Source organism: Bartonella sp. B10834G3 (assembly GCF_016102505.1).
Classification (GTDB): Bacteria; Pseudomonadota; Alphaproteobacteria; order Rhizobiales; family Rhizobiaceae; genus Bartonella; species Bartonella choladocola.
Genome location: NZ_JACFOM010000004.1, coordinates 103646 through 125352 on the forward strand (window position 1 = coordinate 103646; position 21707 = coordinate 125352).

Sequence of the window (21707 nt, forward strand, 5' to 3'; positions counted from 1 at the left end):
CGCCGATGAAACATTTTGTCTTTACCAGTTTGAAAGACCCTCGATCAGCGCGGCTGCGTGCCGCGTTGATAGAAGAATATGACAGCCGTTATGGTAGTTTTTATGATGAGGAAGGCGCAAAAGCCGAGCTTGACCGCTATCCGGCCGAAGATTTTGCCCCGCCAAAAGGAAATTTCCTGTTATTGATTGATGGTGAAACAACTATTGGTGGCGGCGCTTTCAAATTTTACAACGAGACGACCGCCGAGCTCAAGCGTATCTGGATTGATAACGGTTATCGCCGTCAAGGGCTTGCCGCACTTATTCTTGAAAAACTTGAATTACAAGCGCACCAGCAAGGCTACCGCCGGCTTTATCTCACAACCGGTTTCCGCCAGCCGGAAGCTGTCAATCTCTATTTGAAAAACGGTTATACCAATCTATTCGATTTGAACGGCGACTGGGAAGCCTATCGGCATTTGCCGTTTGAAAAAGACATTAGTGATAAACGCCCCGAAAACAATAATGAACGCGATAACCGGCTGCGTTCCTTCTCACCTGTCAAAGCGCAAAGCGCATTGTCGCCAACCAGCCTTTGAAAAGGAGCAACCATGTCATCAACAACAGATATTCACACCCCCGATCTATCTGCCAATTTCAACTTTGAAGAAAAACAATATTCGGATTGCAAAGTTGTTCCCGCACGTTACCCGCTACGAATGTTCGGCACGGTCTTTTCTGTTCTTGTGATCGGAGCCATTCTATATTCGGTTCTTACGAATGAAAAATGGGGATGGTCGGTTTTCGCGACATGGTTTTTATCCGAACCGGTTCTTGCCGGTCTTGGACGCACGATTTTGCTGACCATTCTTGCGACCATATCCGGTTCGTTACTCGGAACATGTCTGGCGTTGGCACGTGTTTCAAAATCGCCACTGCTTTCCGGCCTGTCATGGAGCTATATCTGGTTACTCCGCTCCGTACCGCTCATTGTGCTTTTGCTCATTCTCAACAATCTGGGCTATCTTTATGAGAGCATCCGCCTCACCAATCCGTTGAATGGCGAAATACTCGTCAATTACCCGATGGTATCTTTGTTGACGCCTTTTCTTGCCGCTTTTATCGGATTGACACTCAACCAATCGGCGTTTTTTGCCGAAATCGTTCGCGGCGGCATTTTGTCTGTCGATAACGGCCAGCATGAAGCCGCCGCTTCGCTCGGCTTATCGAAAAAGCGTCAAGTCTTGCGCATTGTCTTGCCGCAAGCCATGCGCACGATTTTACCAACCGGTTTTAACGAAATTATCGGTTTGGCCAAAGGAACCTCTATGGTTTACGTTTTGGCACTGCCGGAATTATTTTACACTGTTCAGGTTATCTATCGGCGCAATCTCGAAGTCATACCACTCTTGATGGTTGCAACCGTCTGGTATCTTGTCATTATGACAGTGCTTTCGATCGCCCAATATTATATTGAAAGCATTTATGCAAAAGGCGCGGTACGCAACCCTTCGGAACTGGCTTTCTCGCGAATTGGCCGCCGTGTGCGCAATCTTGCCGGACATTTGTCATTTTTCAAAACGCCGTCAACCGCAGAGCCGAACGATAAATTGACCTTCAAGGATGAAGTCGAGGCATTGGCGGAAGGCGAGGCCTTTTCACTTGACGAGTGCCAACATCAGGGTTTCGGCAATCTTTATTCGGGTGATGGTGCCGAAGTCAATGTTCACAATGTGTCGAAATATTTCGGCTCCAACAAAGTGTTGGACAATGTCAGTCTTACAGTGCCGGCAGGTAGTGTAACTGTTATTCTTGGACCTTCCGGTTCAGGTAAATCGACGTTGCTTAGAACAATCAACCACCTTGAACGCGTCGATAGCGGCTTTATTGATGTCGACGGCGAATTGATCGGCTATCGCAGAGAAGCAAATACGCTTTATGAACTGAAAGAAAAAGACATTCTGAAACAACGCGCCGATATTGCCATGGTGTTCCAGAATTTCAATTTGTTTCCGCATTTGACTGTTCTCGAAAACATTATCGAAGCCCCGATTCAGGTTAAAAAACTTCCCCATAAAAAAGCCGTTGAAGACGCACTCGATTTATTGTCGCGTGTCGGCTTGAAAGACAAAGCCAATGTTTATCCCCGCCAGCTTTCCGGTGGGCAACAACAACGTGTCGCCATTGCCCGTGCATTGGCGCTGCGCCCCAAAGTTCTGCTTTTTGATGAACCGACTTCTGCCCTTGATCCGGAACTTGTCGGAGAGGTTCTTGATGTCATCAAGGAATTGGCCCGTACCGGTTCGACACTTATCGTCGTCACCCACGAAATCGGGTTTGCCCGCGAGGTCGCTGATACGATCGTATTCATGGAAAGCGGAAAAATAGTTGAAACAGGAAGTCCCGAAGAGGTCTTCAACCACACAAAACAACAGAGAACCAAAGCTTTTCTGAACAAGGTTTTCAAATAATCCAACATTTCCAGATGAGGCTATTTGCCCAACACCGAGAGGTTTCTTGATGAGTTTCTTTAGTAAAAACACCTTTGCCAAGGTAACGCTTGTCGTCATTGGCATCGCCTATTCACAGCTCTCCCGGTCTGAAACAGTACCGCTCGATTTTTCACCCGAACAGCCTGGTCGCCCGCATATAGCGGCCAGCCAGCAACGTATTGATGAAGTTGCCAATATTCCTTTTGTCAAAAAAGATACATTGACCATCGCAATCAATACCAATAGCAGTTTGCCCTTGCATGATTATGCAAGCGACGCAAAAACTCCGATCGGACTGGATGTAGATCTGGCTTCTGCACTTGCCGAACGCATGGGCAAAAAACTGGAATTGATAGAAATTGTCTGGGCCGATTGGCCATTGGGTCTATCGAGCGGCAAATATGACGCTGTCATCGCCAATTTGACAGTTACCGAAGAGCGAAAAGAAAAATTCGATTTTGCCACTTATCGTCATGATATTATCGGTATCTATGTCAAGAAATCGAGCCCCATAAAAGAAGTCAAAGAAGCAAAAGATATTGCCGGTTTGCGGGTGATTACCGATGCCGGTACAAATCAGGAAAAACTGCTTTTGCAATGGAACGATATGAATGTAAAAGCCGGTTTAAAACCGGTTGAAGTTCAATATTATGATGACCGTCCCTTGCAAACACTGGCTCTCGACAGTGACCGTGCCGATGCAATTTTCAGCGTTAATGCTATACAGTCCTATATTTCTGCCACAACCGGAAAAACAAGGCTGGTTGGCACTATCAATGGCGGCTGGCCATTAACCGCTGATATTGCTGTGGGCTTACAGAAGAACAGCCCGCTCGCCAAACCGGTGTCGGATTCCATCAATGATATGATCGCCGACGGGACATATGAAAAAATCCTGAAACGTTGGAATTTGTGGGAAGAAGCGATTTCGCAATCGCAAATCAATCCTCCGGGCTTGCCCAAGCCCAAAGCACAGTAAAACCAACATTCAAACCTCAATCCCGGATTTACCGATAGCCCCAGAAATTATCGGTAAATCCGACATTCAAATGCCGGCATGATGACTATAATGAAGAAATCGAAAATTATATTGCCATTATTGGTTATCGTTATCCTGTTCAGAATGACGATGACTGTATGGGGGCTTGACCAGATGCCCTTTTTCGACACCTCTACCGAACAGGACGGCCGTATTCACGTCGAAAAAAATGAAGATGCAATCAAGGCCATTCCGCAAGATTATCAATTTGCCAATAAAGATAAATTGACAATTGCTGTTGCTCCGAGTGACCCGCCTCTATCATTTTATGCTAGCGACGCAAAAACGCCCATCGGCTCGGAAGTCGATTTTGCTTCGGCAATAGCTGAAAGTCTTGGAAAACAGCTCGAACTCGTAGCCATACCGTGGATTGATTGGTCACTTGGCCTGTCATCGGGAAAATATGATGCCGTTCTTGCCAATATCGGTGTGACCGAAGCGCGCAAAAAAAAGTTCGATTTCTCGACTTACCGGCAAGGCATTCACGGCTTTTATGTAAAAAGTGATAGTCCGATCAAAAAAATTGAAAAGCCGGAAGATCTCGCCGGGTATCGGGTTATTGTAAGTGGCGGTACCAATCAGGAGCGTATCATGTTACGCTGGAATGATATTGTTACTCATGAAAAGCTGAAGCCGATCGTGCTTCAGGACTATGATGATAGTGCTGCAAAACTGCTTGCTCTCCAGTCAGGGCGGGCAGATGTCATTGTCGGCCCGCATGCGCAATTGGTCTATTTTGCATTGCGCGACAACAATTTGCGCAAAGTCGGAACACTTATTGCCGGTTGGCCGGATCGTTCCGACGTTTCGGTTGTGACAAGAAAATCAAGCGGCCTTGCAGAACCTGTTACCATTGCAATCAATGGTCTTATAAAGTCGGGTGCTTATGAAAAAATTCTCGCCAGATGGCATCTGGAAGATGAAGCACTCAACGTTTCAGAAAACAATCCCGAAGGCATGGCAGAAGAATAGCGGAGCATTATTTCATGAAAATCCATCACAATATCACCGAACTCATCGGCAAGACGCCGCTTGTCGAGCTTCATCATTACGGCAAAAAACATCATTTGAAATCACGTATTATTGCCAAACTGGAATATCTCAATCCGGCAGGCAGTATAAAAGACCGTGCTGCTTTGAATATGATTAATGAAGCGGAAAAATCCGGCAAGTTGAAAAAAGGCGATACCATTGTCGATGTTACAAGCGGCAATACAGGCATTGCGCTTGCCGCTGTGGCAGCAGCCAAAGGCTATGCAACGAAATTCTATGTGAGCGATAATATCAGCGCCGACAAAATAAAACTTCTCAAGCTTTATGGTGCAGAAGTGATTCCGGTTGAAAATGCTTTTTTTATGGATCCGGAAGCATTGGAAAAAATGGCTGCCCGCATCGTTTCGGAAAATCCGGACGCCTTTTTTATCGACCAATTGGCCAATCCCGATAATCCGAAGGTTCATATTGTCTCGACCGGTCCTGAAATCTGGGAAGATACAGACGGTCAGGTGGATATTCTGGTCTGTGCCATGGGCACAGGCGGAACAGTGTCAGGAACCGGAAAATATTTGAAATCGAAAAATCCGAAAATCAAAGTTGTTATTGCAGAACCGGCAGAAACCTCGCTTCCGAGTGAAGAAAATCCCTATCCCGATGAAATTGACGGCGTGCACAAGGTAAGTGAAGTGCCGCCAGAGTCTCTGCCAAAGAACTATGCGGCAGAAGTGGTTGATGAAATTTTTTCACTCGACACCGCGGATGCTCTTAATGTTCAACGTGATCTCTTAACAACCGAGGGAATATTCCCCGGTGTTTCAGCCGCTGCCATTTTATGGACAGCAACCCGCCTTGCCGAACGGGAAGAAAATGAGGGCAAAATGATTGTGGCAATTTTCCCTGATAGTGGCGAACGTTATTTGAGTGCTGCAACAAAGAACTAAAGCAATTGCATATTTGCGGGCAGATAAACTTCTGCCTGCAATTTTTTTAAGAATATTTTCGAGACCTCAACTTTTCTTTTCTTCCCCGCCCCATTTTGTTTGTTCACCACATTTTTCTAAAGTCGAAAACATAATGTCTTAGGTCAGAAAAACAGGCTTGGGTTGCTGGTGTTGATGAATGTCGCTGGTATGAATGACGCTGAACAGCTTCCCCCCTTCTTCAACTCAACGAAGATCGGCCTTTTCAAAGTTTGATTGCCGTATGCTTGAATTTTTTCATAAAATTTCGGGGGCAATTTTTTCGCAAAATTGACGGGTGTTTTTAAGTACTCATCATCGGGCGCACACACCCCTTTGCCAAATTCGAATATTGAAAGCTTTAAAACATCAAGCCGAAATGCGTCACCGTTATTTTGTTTTGCACTTCTTGGCTTTAGTAGCTCATGTCTCCATACCCTCTTTAAAAGAGTAAAAAACAAACTACCACTTTAAGGAAAATTCGTTTTCATTTACGACTTTAAGGTGTCTATAGTAATATTTAAACAAACAAAATGGAGACCTTGCTGTGCGATTCTTTGCCGACGGACCATCTATTCCCGATGAATTATTGTGGGAGAGAGATGAAGGCAAAGTGGTCTTTTTCTGTGGTGCCGGCGTATCAAGGGCATATGCAAACTTGCCCGATTTTTTTGGCCTTGCAAATGTTGTAGCCAAACATCTGGGAATTGGTAAGAATAGCGATGCTTATAGGCTTATACACTCGGCGCATGAAATAGAAAAAAATGCGGGCATTAGCGGCTTGATCTCGGCTGATCGTATTTTTGGTCTGCTAGAAAGAGATTTTCGTGCCGGAGATATTGAAGAGGCTGTTGCATCAGCTCTGAATCCCGAAAAACAAGATTCACCCAAAAAGCCGGAATACCTAAAAGCGCACAGAATTTTGCTCGATCTGGCAACAAACAGACACGGAAAAGTCCGGTTGGTCACGACAAATTTTGACCGCCTGTTTGAACAATGCCGGAAAAAGCTCAAAATCTGGCAGCCGCCAAAATTGCCTGATCCTTCACGCGTCGACGAGATGGATGGGATTGTTTATCTACACGGCCTCGCAACGAAAGATTATAAAGGCGCAGAAGGCGACGGATTTATTCTTTCGACATCCCAGTTCGGAAGAGCTTATCTTGCCGAAGGTTGGGCAACCCAGTTCATTCGCCAAATTCTTGATAATTACACAATTGTCTTTGTCGGCTACAGTGCCGACGACCCGCCGGTGCAATATTTGCTCGAAGCTTTACACAAAATGGAAGCAACGCATAATAAAATTTATGCTTTCCAGTCGGATGATGGTGACGATGTCATCAATCGCTGGAAATTCAAAGGTGTGATGCCTATTTGTTTTCCTGCGGGGAGTTACGATATTTTATGGAAAACGCTTGAAGCCTGGGCGGAAAGAGCACGTAATCCCGACAAGTGGTATGAACAAGTCATAAAAAAATTTGCTGGCAAACCTCGCGCACTCCAACCTTTTGAACGCGGACAAATTGCACATATTGTTTCATCAAGTGAGGGAGCAAAAAAATTTGCAGAAGCAAAAACGGTTCCTTCGGCAGAATGGCTTTATGTCTTTGACGACTCTTGTCGTAATACAATCCCGGATCAACTAAATCCATCATCCTCAAATAAAAATTTTATGGGTATACATACTCTATACGGCCTTGATTCTGATAAATCGCCTCAAGACTCCGATCTCGGTTATAACGAGCAGATGGTGCGAACATTCTTTTGGAAATCTTGGGATGCTTTTGATATTAACTCACGTGACCATGCATCTGTAGACATTCAAAACATAAATGCATTACAAAACAATGTTTCGCAACTTGTCAATCGTCTTGAACAATTAACGTTATGGTTTACGAAAGTACTTGATCAGCCTGCTGCTTTATTTTGGGCTGTAATTAAATTTTCGTTAAACCAAATCATCATAAACGTAATTTCACGTGAATTAGTGAATCATTCGCACCCTATCAATCCCCTTATTCGTCAACGATGGCAGCTGATAGTATCGGCGTGGGAAAAACGTACCTATTTTCGTAATGCTTTATCTATTTCACCATGGAAAAACGGCGAGTGGAATGCAACAGTTGTTGAACAATTCGAAAAACTAACGCGCCCTTATTTTTCTGTAAAATCTACTATATATCTCCAACCAATTCCGCAAAAACTCAAAATTAACAGAAAAAATGTCAACCAATTTGCACCAGTCGCTATTGAATATCCCTATTCCGATCAACCACTCGATATTCCTGATAAGTGGTGTTATGCGTTTCTGAAAGCACTATGGAGAAATTTAGAAATTGCAATCTTGTACGAAAAGGAAATCGGCAGATATGGTCAATTACCTCTCCAACCGATTGTTTGTGACAAAGAAGATAAAAACTCTTCTAAAAGAACGCCTGATCTTTCCGGCATGATCATATATTTTGCGAGACTTTTTGATCAACTATGTAAAATTGATCCTTCTGTGGCAAAATTTGAATTTTTGTCATGGCCGCAAGATGATGATATTGTCTTTGCCCATTTAAGGATATGGGCAGCAGGAAAGGAAGAAATCGTTGCCAATGATGAATTCGGGCAGTTTATCTCATCCCTTTCAGATGAAACAATTGGTAATTGCCAACATGAAGATGACTTATTGTCAATTTTGACAAAACGGTGGGTAAAACTGGATAGTTCCACCCGCTCTACAATTGAAAAGCGGTTACTTGAAAATACACCTCATTTTCCTGGGAAAGATCAACTTATCCGAAAAAAACGCCGCGCTTGGCTAAGCTTAAATCGTTTTCAGCGCTTGATAGATGAGGGATGTGAATTATCGGTAAAAACACAAAAAAAAGCTCAAAAACTGCATTCCATTGTACCTGAATGGACTGAAGAAAGAGCACGTGCCGCGGAACAACTCACAAATGGCGGATTTATAGTAGCCAATACAGATTATACTGCTTTATTAAACATTCCACTTTCAAAGCTGTTGGCCAAAGTTGAAAGAACTCGACAGGGATGGGATGATTTTCGCATTGTTAATAGGCCGTTCGAGGAATTGGCAAAAGATAAGCCGGTACGTGCTTTTTCTGCATTATGCCTTGAAGGCAAAAAAGGTATTTTTCGAGAATGGGCATGGCAGAAATTTTTGTATTCGGAAGCTCGCAAAGCCGATCAAACCCGCTTCAAACTTTTAATTGCCAATCGTCTTCTTAATTATTCGGATGAACAGATCGCTATAATTATTAAACCTGTTGGTTACTGGCTCGATGATAATGCAGGTAAACTTGAAAAAAATTATCTACCCGTTTTTTTTCGTCTTGCAAACAGACTTGTGGAAATATTGAAAGTGCAGCCTGATAAAGGTACATCTATCGCTAAGTTAAGTATTGACAAGTTTACCGAAGCAATCAATGCACCTGCAGGAATGATAGCGCGAGCGCTTTTAACCAAACCGTTTATGCAAAACCTTGGCAATCAATGTTTTTATAAAGAATGGTTCGATTTGATCGAATCTCTCTTGAAGCTGCCAGATAGTTCCCGCCAATATGTTCTGGTTATTTTATTCTCCAAAATTGATTGGTTTTTTCTAATCAATAAAGATTGGACCAAAAAATATTTGTTACCAATTTTTCACAGCAGCAAATCTATCGACCGCGACGCTGCGTGGTCCGGTTTTTTAGAAATTCGCGAGCTTCCTTGTACGGAAATATTTAAAACCATAAAAGACGATCTGTTCACAATTGTTAAAACTCTCCCAGCTTTTTACCTAAAAAATATTGATCGCTATGCTAAGATAATTCTGGATTTATGGGACAATACGGATGATAGCACAGAAGAAAAACTTATTACAGATGAAGAATTACATGAATTACTATTAAAATCCAACAATCGATTCCGAATAATCATTTCAAGTCACCTTACGTCTGAATTTAGAAGGAATAATAATCCTTCCGATCAATCGAAATTATGCTTAGCTAAACTTTTAAAAATTTGGCCAAAGCAGATGAAAGCCTGGTCACCTGAAGTATCAGCTATTTTTTGCAAATTACTTCTATGGAGTGGTGCGCAATTTCCTGTTCTACTAAAATTAGTGATAAACCACTTGAATAAAATATACGACATAAACCAATTAGATTTTGGTGACATCACCACGCCTTATTTTGGCAATAAAATTATTCAAGATTACCCGAAAGAATTATTGGAATTACTATTTACGGTTTCGCCGAATGCTACTCGTCAACGACCTTTCAAAATAGCTGAAATTCTGCAAAAAATAGTCGAAGCCGATAGCAGCCTTAAAAAGGATGTTCGTTACATAGAATTAAAACGACGTTATTCTATTTGACAACTATAAATCATGAGGGATCGGAGGGATGTTTTTAAAGGTTCAGTTTGTTGAAAACAGAGCTTTATCCGGCATCATCTCTCATTTTGCCGTTTATTCGGTTGAATATAATTGTGAAAGTTGAAGCAAAGCGGCCACCGCCTCGCTCTAACCGCAGACCGGAACGGTTGAATAACCAGAAAAAGTTTTGAAACATGAAATGGCAATTTTAAGCCACACATTTTCCTGCTAGACCCGTTTGCCAGCTCAAACGCGCATTGGCTTTTTAAACTGAACCCTCTGCCAGTCAAATTTGAAAAAACAAATGCCAAACGAAACCATGACTAAACATTTTAAAAAGCGTCGAGCTTTTCGCGTGGTTTCAAGCGCACCTATACAATGAACTGTTTATTTGCCGTTACAAAATTGTTTGGTAATTTCTGCCACATGATGTCCGAGATATTTGGCTGTGTTCAAATCTTCTATTTTCGGGGTGACATCCGGTGACGCATTGTCCGACTGCGCCATGGCACCGAGCCAGCTTCCGATACCGTTAAGATCATTGCGTGTTTTACCCGAAAGCAGACCGAGATTGACCCATATCATCGCATGTTGGGCGGCAAAAAGGCTCATTGTCATCAAACTGTTGAGCTTGTCGCCATGTTCGGCTCCCGAATTGGTAAAACCTGCTGCAATCTTGTTGCGCCATTTCTGTTCGACAAAAGCCGGACCGGTTGAATCTTCCATGAATTGTTTGAAACGTGCACTCACCGTACCATTATAGGTAGGCGAGCCGAAAATAATGGCATCGGCATTTTCAAGCAGGTTCCAATTGACCGGTTTTTCATCAAGCCCGATCAAAAATGTTTCGGCATTTTGTACTTCTTTCGCTCCCTCTTCGACATAATGCGCCAATTTTTCCGTGTGCCCGAAGCCACTATGATAAACAATTGCTATTTTCATCTTCGCCAAAACCTCTAAAAAACCGTGACTGATTATTCAAAAAACCCGCTATCTTCCTGTCACCCGACACGCAAGTTTTAACAATATTTTATCGTTCTGATTTCATGAATTTTTTTATTAAAGCTATGATTGATATTCATGAATTGTAAAACCGGCTGAGGCGACAATCATTTCAAACAAAATGGTCGCAAAACGATTTGAATAAAATTTGTGCCACACGTTTTAACTTTCGCTTTTCCGCCTCACGCTTTCATTTTGTATTCCGCTCGATATTCCTTTTTTCATGAATTCTATTCATCACTTCAAACAATTCTACCTCGGTAAACATTCCTCTCCCCATGACGTAAATTTAAGGGAGTTGAGGGAGGGAATAAAATTAGAAGGAATGGAACACGATGGAACAATTAAAAAACATGCATTCGTTGAATGGCAACCGTCGGCAGGTTCTCACCGCTTTGGCTCTATTGATGGCAGCGCCGCTTTTCACAGCACTGCCGCAAGCTGCACGAGCACAAGAATTGCAGTCGCATAAGAATTTTAAAGGGACAACAACAATGATAAGCAAAAAACGTGTTCTGGGTTCCGGTGCAAATAGTCTTGAAGTCTCTGCTATGGGGCTTGGATGCATGGTCATGACCGGCGCACACGGGCCGATTGCCGACCATCAGGAAATGGTCAAGCTCATCCGCACTGCTTTCGATCAGGGCGTGACACTTTTTGACACGGCGGAAGTTTACGGACCGCTTTTGAATGAAACACTTGTTGGCGAAGCTGTTGAACCTTTTCGCAACGAAGTGGTGATCGAAACGAAATTCGGTTTCAACATTGTAGACGGAAAACAATTACCGGGTTTCAACAGCAAACCGGATCATATCCGCGCTGTTGTTGAAGGTTCATTAAAACGGTTGCGCACCGATCATATTGATCTTCTCTATCAACATCGTGTCGATCCGGATGTACCGATCGAAGATGTGGCAGGAACTGTCAAAGACCTTATCAGGCAAGGAAAAGTTTTGCATTTCGGCCTTTCGGAAGCAAGTGTCAAAACAATCAAGCGCGCTCATGCCGTGCAGCCGGTCACAGCTTTACAAAGCGAATATTCGTTAATGTGGCGCGAACCCGAAAAACGCATTTTCCCGGCAATTGAAGAAATGGGCATCGGTTTTGTGCCATTCAGCCCGTTGGGGCGCGGCTATCTCACAGGTGTCCTCAACGAAAACACCAAATTCATGAAAACCGATTTGCGTTATGGCAAGCCGCGTTATTCGGCAGAAAACATGAAAGCGAACCGCCCCTTTGTGGACGCACTTGATAAACTTGCTTTGGATAAAGGTGTCACCGGCCCTCAACTTGCACTGGCCTGGTTACTAAAACAACATCCGTGGATTGTGCCAATACCGGGCACAACAAAGCTCGCCCATCTTAATGAAAATCTCGCAGCCGTGGATATTACATTGGATGATGCGGATGTTGAAAAAATCAACCGCACCTTGTCGGCAATTCCAATTCATGGCGACCGTTACGGGCCGGAAGAAGCCAAAGCCATCGACCATGATGACGATTAATTAACGGTAGGAAAAGGTGATCTCTCATGAGCCAGATTGGCAAAGGCAAGGATGAAACCGTTATCGAACCGCTTCAGCCGATCATTGATGCCCATCATCACCTTTTCGACCGTCCTCCGCTTACTTATCTTTTGAAGGACTATCTTAAAGATGCCCGCTCTGGCCATAATATTATCGCTTCGGTTTATGTAGAAACACAGGCTTTCATATCTCATTCAGAGCCGGAAGTTATGCGCCCTGTTGGTGAAGTGGAATTTGCAAACGGTGTAGCGGCAATGTCCGACAGCGGCGTTTATGGCAAAATCAAAGTAGCAGATGGAATTGTCGGATATGCCGACTTGCGTTTTGGCGAAAAAATTGCACCGCTCCTTGATACATGTCTTGAACGGGCAGGCACTCGCTTTAAAGGTGTCAGACAAAATATCATTGATGATAAAAGCCCGTTGCCATTCAAATTTGTGACCAATAGGCCACCGCATGACCTTGTAAACCACCCCGATTTTACAAAAGGTCTTGCCGAAGTTGAAAAGCGCCATCTCACATTCGACATTGGCGCTTTTCACCACCAATTGCCACAAATTGCAAAGCTTGCCGATGCTTTTCCCGACCTTGTTATTGTATTGAACAATATGGGGCACGTTATGGCTTTGGGGCTTGACGAGAGAGAAAAGAAAGAAGCACTTCAAACATGGCGAAACAATCTTCGAGAGCTTGCAAAACGACAAAATGTCGTCTGTAAAATTGGCGGGCTAGGTCTGCCGTTTTTCGGTTTCAATTTGCACGAGCGCAAAGATGTCGTTACTAGTAAAGAGCTTGTCACACTCTGGCGGCCTTATATTGAAACAGCGATAGAAGCTTTCGGCGTTGAACGCTCGATGATGGAAAGCGATTATCCGATGGACGGGCGTTCATGCGGATATGTGCCGCTATGGAATGCGTTAAAATTATGCGTTTCGGGCGCATCAAAAGAAGAAAAAGACAATCTGTTTTATAAAGTTGCAGCAAAAACCTATCGTATCAACATTGAGGGGCTTGTTTGAATGGCAGGTTTTCACAAGCAATTTGTACGGCGACTTGCCACCGGTTTCTTCGGTTTATCTTCCGGTCTTTTCCTTACAAGCCTCGCATTTCTAGCTGTTTCAAGTGAAGAAGCGCAAAGCCAAACTTTGAAAGGTGAAAATGACATGAACCAGATCGATATTGTTTTTAACGATACCGGAAAAACCTGCACGATCAAGCTTGATGACAGTGATGAAGCGCGTGATTTAATAAGTGGGTTGCCGCTCGAACTTACGCTTGAAGATTTTAACAAAACCGAAAAAATTGCCACCTTGCCGAAAAAGCTTGATGTCAAAACACAGCCAAAAGGGTTTAATCCCGAAAAAGGTGACGTTACCTATTATATTCCTTGGGGTAATCTTGCCATTTTTACGCGCGATTTCCGCTTTTCGGAAAACCTCGTGCATCTGGGAACACTTTCCGGTTGCATGGAAAATTTTGACCAACAGAAGACTATTCCCGTAAGACTTGAAAAAAGCAAAATCTCGAACGCCCGCTAGCCTTCATAACTCAGGATGGTAAAAATGCCGCCTGCCCGATCGTAAAAAAAGCGGGGTGAAACTCGTGACTTCTGGTTAAAGCGACGGTTTTATTGATCTGTCAGTCATTCCATATTCGAGGGGAACAATGAAATTTTTGAATGATCGTGACGTTTCACAAATTTTATAGATGTGAGCGGAGCAATATCAATTTTAAACAAAGACGAAAGTGGCGCTTTCAACACATCAATCATAACCATTCGCAAAAAATTGGCGTCGGCGACAATCAATGTCGGTTCGGCATAATTGACTTGTTCAAGCCAGTCTACGGTCTTGTCATAAAGGATTTTGAAAGAGGTTCCCCCATGCGGGGCTGAATAAGGGTCACTCAGCCATTGCTCAAGCTCGTCTTCCTCTTCATTTGCGAGTTCCTTCAAGGCTTTTCTTTGCCAATGCCCGTAATCGATAACAGGAATTGAGAAATCTATTTTGAAATCAAGCCCCGATAATTCGACTGTGCGGATAGATGAGGTAAGATTGGCGCAAACAATATTCATGCCCTTTTGAACCGAAAATTTTTCGGGCAAAAGAACATCGCTATCAAGACTTTCATTACCGGGAAAAATGCCACGCTGTTCGGCGCGTGTCATGCCATGAGTCATAATAATAATTTCCGCCATTTCGCTTCCCGATCTTTTCTGCATTTCAAACACGATGAATTTCTAAATTGCCACAGACAGTAATCTAGTAGTTTCAAACAGAATTTGACAGGGATTTTGCTTGAGACTATGGTGAGCCTCACATTCAATTTCGTGGAACCCGGTGTCAATCCGGGGCGGTCGCGCCACTGTGACTGTCTACCAATCATGGGACAGAAGCCAGAACTTCGATTTGATTGCTTTTTCCTTAAACTCAAGGACGCGTTATCCTGAAGGAGGTTTCATGTCTATTAAAACGGCGCATGCGCCGCAAACCATATTTGTTCCGGCCAAAACCATTCCGGTCAAAGCCATTTTGCCATGGGCTATATTTGGCGGTCTTATTTGCCTCATCGCACTTTATTTCATCACCACAGAGCAAGGTGCATTGTCGCTTTTCAGCGGCACCACCATTCATGAATTTGTTCATGATGGGCGCCATCTTCTCGGCTTTCCATGTCACTGAGGAGATAGAATAATGGGTTCACTCCTTTATCGGGGCATGTTGGTCGGCCTCGTTGCCGGTCTTATTGCGTTCGGATTTGCCCGCCTTTACGGCGAGCCTTATGTTGATCGTGCCATTGCTTTTGAAGAATCCCATGAAGCGGCAGAGGAAGCACAAAGCGGCCATTCCCATGAAGCTGAAGAAGAAGTTGTCAGCCGAAAAACACAAGCCGGTTTTGGCCTTTTGACTGCACTTGTGGTTTTTGGTGCGGGTGCAGGCGGGCTTTTTTCCTGCTTTTGCAGCTATGCCTTCGGACGGTTAGGAAAATTGAACATCATGGCCACAAGTCTACTGATTTCGGCTTCTGCCTTTATTTCGGTGGTACTGGTGCCGCAGTTAAAATATCCATCCAACCCGCCAGCGGTCGGGCAACCGGAAACCATTGTTTCGCGTACCGAAGATTACTTCGCGCTTATTCTGGTGTCGCTCCTTGCCATGGTTCTGGTTTATGTTGCGGCAAACCGGCTTAAAGCCAAATTCGGCGGGCTTAATGCGGCGATTATTGCCATGATCGGCTATGCCGTATTCATGGGTATCGTCTATTTCATTATGCCGGTTGTCAACGAAGTTCCAGCCGACTTTTCGGCTGATGTTTTATGGCATTTCCGCATTGCGACTTTCGGTATTCAAGCCATATTGTGGCTGATACTCGGTGTCGGTTTCGGTTATCTTGCCGAAAGACATATGAAAAAACTTTAGCGGGGGATTGCAAGGAATAGCCAAAGCGGAAATTTTCACGAAAAACTTTTATCTTCGACAAGTTACTTTTGTCTTCGACGGGGAACTTTCTGTCTTCAACAATGAACTTTCTGTCTTGGACTGGAATTTGCCCAGGTTTCCGCTTCTATTCCTTGCATCACCAATTCACTTTCTGTCATACTCTTTGTCTCTATAGCAGAAGGTTCCAACCTTCTGTTTGTTTTTAAGCACCGGCTTTCGACCGGTCGCGGATTTTAAAAAAACAGGACAACGAGAATTTTATGAAAATTTACATTTCAGCCGATATAGAGGGGGTGGCCGGTGTGGTTATCCCTCAGCAATGTTCATCCGGCAATGCCGAATATGAACGGGCACGCCGCCTGATGACCAACGAAGTCAATGCTGCTGTTACCGGTGCATTTGAAGCCGGTGCAAAAGAAGTTGTTGTGAATGATTCCCATGGTGCAATGGTCAATCTTGTTCCCGAACTCCTCCATCCCGATGCCGAACTTATTCAGGGAAAACCGAAACCGCAAAATATGGCTTGCGGTCTTGCCGATGGCGGTTTCGACATGGTTTTTCTTGTTGGCCACCATGCCGGAGCAAGTCTTGAAGGTGTGCTTGCCCACACCACCAACAGCCGCGCTTTCCGTGCTGTCTATCTTGGCGACAAACGATTGGGTGAACCCGGCATTTATGGCGCTTATGCGGGCGAACTCGGTATTCCTGTCGGGCTTTTAACCGGCGACAATTGCCTTGAAGAACAAAACAGGGAATTTTTCCCAAAAGCGAGATTTGCAACAGTCAAACATGCTTATGCCAATCGTGCCGCGCGTTCTCTTTCGCCCACAAAATCGTGCGAAAAAATAAAAGCAGCCGCCTTTGAAGCCGTCAAGAACCGGCATGAAATGAAACCCTTTATTATACGCCCACCTTTTATGGTGAAATTCGAGGTTCTTTTGCCGGCTCTTGCCGATCAGGCCGCACATCTACCTCCGGCCAAGCGTATTGATGCGGTAACAGTCGGCTTTGACTGCAATTCGGTTCGTGATGCAATCGGCTGGATGAGTGCTGTTTCTGCACTTGCCGCTTCGGTCATGTGAGAGAAAGCTTGAACTTTTCTTGAACCATGAAAGCGGGCGAAAGCCCGCTTTTTCTTCTTTTTGAGGCGACCGGTTCCCCATTCAAACAATATAAGATATGACCGGCTTTCAATGGTAGAACATGACCGGCTTTTCGATTGTGAAGCTTCAAATTTCCGCGCTGATCTTGGCACATTTTACAAAAGCGGGCTTATGATTTTCCGGCTTAAAATGTTCCGGAAAAGAAAGCTTACAAACCGGTATCGAAATAAAATCCTGAAACCGACTTCAAAGCAGAGATGCCAAGCAAAGGGAAACAGTTTCCCCTTCGCTTGACAAACTTAACGAACAATCACCAATTGCCGGAAAATCAATAAATACCGGTATGGATTTCACCATCCTGCCCCATCCATGCGCGATACATTCCCTCGCTATTGAAAGGCAGGCACACTTCGCCCTTGGCATTGACGGCAATAAGCCCGCCCTCGCCGCCGATTTTTGCAAGATCTTTGACAACCGATTGCGCGGCTTCTTCAAGTGTTTCTTTTCCCCAGCGGATACGGGCGTCGATTTCGTGCGCTGCGGCATAGCGGATGAAATATTCGCCATGTCCGGTTGCCGAAACTGCACAGGTTTTGTCATCTGCCCATGTACCGGCACCGATAACCGGACTATCGCCGACACGACCGGGGAACTTGGCAGTCATTCCGCCGGTCGATGTTGCCGCCGCTACATGGCCAAAAACATCACAGGCAACCGCGCCGACTGTGCCATGGCGCCGTGAAGGGTCATTTTCTTCCCCGCCATTGCGGCGGCGCTCCATTTCCTGTTCAAGCGCTTTCATGCGCCGTTCGGTGTAAAACCATTCGGCCGGTTTGATCTCAAGCCCGATCTCGCGGCAAAATTCATTGGCTCCTTCACCGGCAAGAAAAACATGTTCGGTTTTTTCCATAACAGCGCGGGCTGCAAGAACCGGATGACGCGGCCCGAAAATTCCGGCAACGGCACCGGCATTGCGGTCACGCCCGTCCATGATGGCGGCATCCATTTCCTGCGTGCGGTTGGTGGTATAAACAGCACCACGACCGGCATTGAAAAGCGGATCGTCTTCAAGTGCCATAACGGAAGCAGTGACCGCGTCAATGGCCGAGCCATTTGCCTTCAGCACAGCGCGCCCTGCCTCAAGTGCCAATGTCAGCCCATGACGATAGGCTTTTTCCTTTTCTTCCGTCATATCTTTCGAGCGCATTGTGCCGGCGCCACCATGAATGGCGATAACCGGTTTTACAGGAGACGACATTTCAAAGTCCTTTCAAAAAACCATTTCAGGCTATTTTAAAAAATAGCGTTCCGACGCCGGTCAATTGACGTCGATTTTGGGATCGAGCGCGTCACGCAAGCCATCGCCGAAAACATTGAAGGCCAAAACCGTAACGAAAATTGCAATACCCGGATAAAGGGTGAGGTGGTCGGCAACGCCCATATAGCTGCGGCCTGCTGCAAGCATTGCGCCCCATTCGGAGCTTGGTGGTTGGGCACCGAGGCCGATAAAAGAAAGGCTTGCAGCGGTTAAAATAGACGTGCCGATACGCATGGAAAAATAAACAATCACATTGGGCAAGGTTCCGGGCAGCAAATGGCGCAATACAATCATATGATCGGAAACACCGATGGCGCGCGCTGAATCAATATAGACAGCCTTTTTCATCGAAAGCGTCGTCCCGCGCGAAAGGCGGGCAAAAACGGGTACAGAAAACACTGCAACCGCATAAATTACATTGTCAATTCCCGGCCCCAGAATAGCAATGACGGCAATGGCAAGCAAAATGCCGGGAAAGGCAAACAGCACATCGGAAATGCGCATAATAAGCGAGTCAAGAAAGCCGCCATAAAAGCCTGCAAGAATTCCCAGAAACACCCCGATAAGACCGCCAAGCGTAACCGATAGAAAACCGACTGCCAGAGAAATACGCCCGCCATAAATGATGCGGGTAAATATGTCGCGGCCATATTCATCGGTTCCCGCCCAGTGGGCGGCAGATGAACCCTGCAAAATGGCATTATAGTCGGCACTATTGGGATCAAGCGTCATGAATAAAGGAGCGAAAATAGCCGAGCCGATCAACAAAAGCAGAAAAACAAGTGCCACAATTGCCGCTTTCTGGTGCGCGAAACGGCGCAAAAATTCGCCGAAGGGCTTGCGCGTTGCCTCGGCAACGAGTGTATCGGATGAAGTGTTCGCACTCATGAGTAACGGATCTCCGGATTAACAAAAGCATAGAGAACATCAACCAGAAGATTGATAAGGATGAACTCTAGTGAAAAGAGCAAGATCAGCGCCTGAAGAACCGGATAGTCGCGATAGGACACTGAATCGATCAACAGTCTTCCAAGACCCGGCCAGGAAAACACTGTTTCGACAACAATCGAGCCACCAAGCAAAAAGCCGAATTGCAGACCCACCATGGTGATGACCGGAATAAGCGCATTGCGCAATGTGTGTTTCCATGTCACCAGACGTTCGGGAACCCCCTTGGCGCGCGCAGTGCGGATATAATCCTCACGTGATATTTCGATAAAGGCCGAACGCGAAAAGCGCGCCATAACAGCAGCAACCCCGACGCCGAGTGTAAATGACGGCATGATAAAATGAAGTGCCGTTCCATAACCGCCGGTTGGCAGAAGGCCAAGGCGCACAGAAAAGAGATTGATCAAGAGAAGGCCAAGCCAGAAGACCGGAAATGAAATGCCTGAAACGGCCACAACCATACCGGTATAATCCTGCCAACGCCCTCTTTTGACCGCCGAAAAAACACCGATGAGTAGCCCCAATATGGTTGACCAGATCATCGAAAAAACGGTGAGCCAGACAGTTGGCATAAAACGTTCGCCAATTTCCGAGGAAACGGGTTTGCGGGTTTTCAAGGATTCGCCAAAATCACCATGAACGGCGTTTTCCACAAAGGTCACATATTGCGCCCATATCGGCCGATCAAGCCCAAGTTGCGAGCGCATGGCTTCCACTGTTTCCGCATCGGCATCAACACCGGCTGCAAGACGGGCAGGATCGCCCGGCAAAAGCCGCACAAAACCGAATACGATCAGTGATATGACAAAAATCACCGGTATGATGGAAAGCAGGCGTTTGATAATAAAAGCAAACATCGAAAATCCCGAACTTTAGAGTGAATGGCGCGAACACGCGCCTATTCTCCGTTATTATCCAGTTTAAAAACCCGTGTTCCAATTGCTAACCACGGGTTCAATTCAAAAAACTCCGTCTCAATCGGCAAATTTTGCATCTTTCAAAAGAAAACCGCCATCCGGCAATGCATAAACACCTTCAAGGTTCTTTGTTTTGCCGGAAAGCACGTCTTTCTGACCAAGGAATATCCATGGTGCATCCTGAAAGATGATCTTTTGTGCTTTGCCGTAAAGTTCGGCGCGTTTTGTGTCATCTGCCGTTTTAACGGCATCTGAAAGATCTTTGTCGACCTCGGCATTTTTATAATAGGCAACATTGAAGAGATTGGGCGGGAAACTTTCGCTCGAAAAAAGCGGGCGCATTCCGTAATCGGCATCGGCGGTTGATGCCGACCAGCCGCCAAACTGCATTTGCACTGTCGATTCTTCGGGTGTTCTTGCGCCCCATACGCGGTCAGCCTCGACACCGGCTTCAAGCGGTGTAACATTCACTTTGATATTCACCGCCGCCAATTGCTGCTGCAAAAACTGCAAACCGCGAATGACCATGGTGCTGTTTTTGCCGAAAATTTCGGTGTTGAAACCATTCGGATAACCGGCTTCTGTCAAAAGCTGTTTGGCTTTTTCGATATTATATTCATATTGACCGACATTGGTGTAATATTTCAGGAGTGGCGGAATAGGTGATGTCGCCGGTTCGCAAAAACCGTTCATCACAACTTTGCAGAAGGCATTTTTATCAACTGCATAATTCATAGCCTGACGCACACGCACATCGTCAAACGGCTTTTTCATTGTGTTGATTGCCACATAATATTCGGCAATAGACGGTTCTTTGGTCACAACCAGATTGGGCATCTTCTGCGCAACGGCAAAAAGTTCCGGCGGAAAATCGGGAACGAATTGCACTTCTTGCGCCTGCAACATGGCAAAACGCGCACCATTTTCCGGAACCGAACGAATGGTGACACCGTCAACGCCGACAGTGCCATTCCAGTAATGGTCGTTTTTTATGACTTCAAGCGTGTCGCTTGAACGGTTTTTGAAAATAAACGGGCCGGTGCCAACGGGGTGGCGGTCAATATCGCGACCATATTTTTCAAGAGCCGCCGGAGAAATCATCATGGTTCCGGTATGCGCCATGGAAGAAGGAAAAGCCCCATATGGTTCTTTGAGGATTACCTTGACCGTATAATCATCAACAATGTCGACATGGTCGAGCATGGAAACAAGAACGCGACGCGACAATTTGTTTTCAGGACTTGCAAGCCGTTCAAGATTGATTTTGACTGCCTGCGCATTAAAGTCTGCCCCGTCATGGAACTTCACGCCTTTACGCAAATAGAAGGTAAATTCTTTGGCATCGCTTGAAGCTTCATAACGTTCGGCCAGAAGCGGTACAATTTTCAAATCCTTGTCGAACCCCAACAAGCCTTCATAAATCGTCCGGAGCGAAGTCATGGTCAATGTATCATTGATATTGGTCGGGTCGAGTTTTGTCAGATTGACAGGAACTGCAACCGTCAACGTTTTGGCTTCTGACAGAGCCGGCATCAACATGGTGGTACAAACGAGCCCCGCAGCAAGCAATCGTTTCAAATTCAACATCAATCATCCATTTCGTTGGTTTGTCGAGATTT

At 45.3% G+C, this 21707-nt stretch carries 18 protein-coding genes and 1 riboswitch; of the genes, 12 read left to right on the plus strand and 6 right to left on the minus strand.

Annotation, left to right across the window (positions count from 1 at the left end; genetic code table 11):
• Positions 1 to 5 precede the first annotated feature (5 nt).
• The 6 genes from H3S94_RS10720 to H3S94_RS10745 all read left to right on the plus strand — a co-directional run bounded on the left by H3S94_RS10720 (position 6) and on the right by H3S94_RS10745 (position 9834).
• Positions 6 to 578: a GNAT family N-acetyltransferase gene (locus H3S94_RS10720; protein WP_188318040.1), complete on the plus strand. Its 573-nt coding sequence runs from the start codon at positions 6 to 8 to the stop codon at positions 576 to 578.
• A gap of 12 nt (positions 579 to 590) precedes the next feature.
• Positions 591 to 2450: an amino acid ABC transporter permease/ATP-binding protein gene (locus tag H3S94_RS12060; protein ID WP_077993567.1), complete on the plus strand. Its 1860-nt coding sequence runs from the start codon at positions 591 to 593 to the stop codon at positions 2448 to 2450.
• 49 nt (positions 2451 to 2499) lie between these two features.
• A complete protein-coding gene (locus tag H3S94_RS10730) occupies positions 2500 to 3450 on the plus strand; it encodes an ABC transporter substrate-binding protein (protein WP_077993568.1) in 951 nt (316 codons plus the stop codon).
• A 144-nt stretch (positions 3451 to 3594) separates the two neighbouring features.
• Positions 3595 to 4482, plus strand: coding sequence for an ABC transporter substrate-binding protein (locus H3S94_RS10735; protein WP_225868194.1), 888 nt, complete (start codon positions 3595 to 3597; stop codon positions 4480 to 4482).
• A gap of 14 nt (positions 4483 to 4496) precedes the next feature.
• Positions 4497 to 5447, plus strand: coding sequence for a PLP-dependent cysteine synthase family protein (locus H3S94_RS10740; protein WP_077993570.1), 951 nt, complete (start codon positions 4497 to 4499; stop codon positions 5445 to 5447).
• Positions 5448 to 6012: 565 nt separating this feature from the next.
• Positions 6013 to 9834, plus strand: coding sequence for an SIR2 family protein (locus H3S94_RS10745; RefSeq protein ID WP_077993573.1), 3822 nt, complete (start codon positions 6013 to 6015; stop codon positions 9832 to 9834).
• 387 nt (positions 9835 to 10221) lie between these two features.
• Here the strand turns inward: H3S94_RS10745 and H3S94_RS10750 are convergent, their stop codons facing one another.
• Entirely contained in the window at positions 10222 to 10776 is a 555-nt protein-coding gene (locus H3S94_RS10750; RefSeq protein WP_198241045.1) for a flavodoxin family protein, read from the minus strand.
• Between the two features lie 554 nt (positions 10777 to 11330).
• On the opposite strand from H3S94_RS10750, the gene H3S94_RS10755 reads away from it, so the two are divergent.
• The 3 genes from H3S94_RS10755 to H3S94_RS10765 are packed head-to-tail and all read left to right on the plus strand — an operon-like array spanning position 11331 to position 13900.
• Positions 11331 to 12341: an aldo/keto reductase gene (locus tag H3S94_RS10755; protein WP_077994663.1), complete on the plus strand. Its 1011-nt coding sequence runs from the start codon at positions 11331 to 11333 to the stop codon at positions 12339 to 12341.
• A gap of 26 nt (positions 12342 to 12367) precedes the next feature.
• Complete coding sequence (locus H3S94_RS10760) at positions 12368 to 13381, plus strand: amidohydrolase (protein WP_198241047.1); 1014 nt, start codon at positions 12368 to 12370, stop codon at positions 13379 to 13381.
• Entirely contained in the window at positions 13382 to 13900 is a 519-nt protein-coding gene (locus tag H3S94_RS10765) for a cyclophilin-like fold protein (protein ID WP_198241049.1), read from the plus strand.
• 104 nt (positions 13901 to 14004) lie between these two features.
• On the opposite strand, the gene H3S94_RS10770 is transcribed toward H3S94_RS10765, so the two are convergent.
• Positions 14005 to 14559 (minus strand): histidine phosphatase family protein, encoded by a 555-nt coding sequence (locus H3S94_RS10770; RefSeq protein ID WP_198241050.1) that lies wholly within the window; start codon positions 14557 to 14559, stop codon positions 14005 to 14007.
• Between the two features lie 134 nt (positions 14560 to 14693).
• Positions 14694 to 14764: riboswitch (cobalamin riboswitch) on the plus strand.
• A 57-nt stretch (positions 14765 to 14821) separates the two neighbouring features.
• Here H3S94_RS10770 and H3S94_RS10775 point away from each other — a divergent pair.
• The 3 genes from H3S94_RS10775 (at position 14822) to H3S94_RS10785 (ending at position 16884) form a co-directional block, all read left to right on the plus strand.
• Positions 14822 to 15043 carry a CbtB-domain containing protein gene (locus H3S94_RS10775; RefSeq protein ID WP_075915101.1) on the plus strand — a complete coding sequence of 74 codons (222 nt, stop codon included), beginning with the start codon at positions 14822 to 14824 and terminating at the stop codon, positions 15041 to 15043.
• Positions 15044 to 15052: 9 nt separating this feature from the next.
• The gene (locus H3S94_RS10780; protein WP_198231670.1) at positions 15053 to 15781 is read left to right on the plus strand and encodes a CbtA family protein; all 729 of its coding nucleotides are present in this window, start codon (positions 15053 to 15055) and stop codon (positions 15779 to 15781) included.
• Between the two features lie 281 nt (positions 15782 to 16062).
• Positions 16063 to 16884: a M55 family metallopeptidase gene (locus H3S94_RS10785; RefSeq protein ID WP_198241052.1), complete on the plus strand. Its 822-nt coding sequence runs from the start codon at positions 16063 to 16065 to the stop codon at positions 16882 to 16884.
• A 349-nt stretch (positions 16885 to 17233) separates the two neighbouring features.
• Here the strand turns inward: H3S94_RS10785 and H3S94_RS10790 are convergent, their stop codons facing one another.
• The 4 genes from H3S94_RS10790 to H3S94_RS10805 form a co-directional block, all read right to left on the minus strand.
• Positions 17234 to 18163, minus strand: coding sequence for an isoaspartyl peptidase/L-asparaginase family protein (locus H3S94_RS10790; protein WP_198231607.1), 930 nt, complete (start codon positions 18161 to 18163; stop codon positions 17234 to 17236).
• Between the two features lie 60 nt (positions 18164 to 18223).
• Positions 18224 to 19111 (minus strand): ABC transporter permease subunit, encoded by an 888-nt coding sequence (locus H3S94_RS10795; RefSeq protein WP_198231608.1) that lies wholly within the window; start codon positions 19109 to 19111, stop codon positions 18224 to 18226.
• Positions 19108 to 20028: a glutathione ABC transporter permease GsiC gene (gene gsiC, locus H3S94_RS10800; protein ID WP_075915104.1), complete on the minus strand. Its 921-nt coding sequence runs from the start codon at positions 20026 to 20028 to the stop codon at positions 19108 to 19110. The genes H3S94_RS10795 and gsiC overlap by 4 nt, the downstream gene beginning before the upstream one ends.
• Before the next feature lie 117 nt (positions 20029 to 20145).
• Positions 20146 to 21675 carry a glutathione ABC transporter substrate-binding protein gene (locus tag H3S94_RS10805; RefSeq protein ID WP_198231609.1) on the minus strand — a complete coding sequence of 510 codons (1530 nt, stop codon included), beginning with the start codon at positions 21673 to 21675 and terminating at the stop codon, positions 20146 to 20148.
• Between the last annotated feature and the right edge of the window lie 32 nt (positions 21676 to 21707).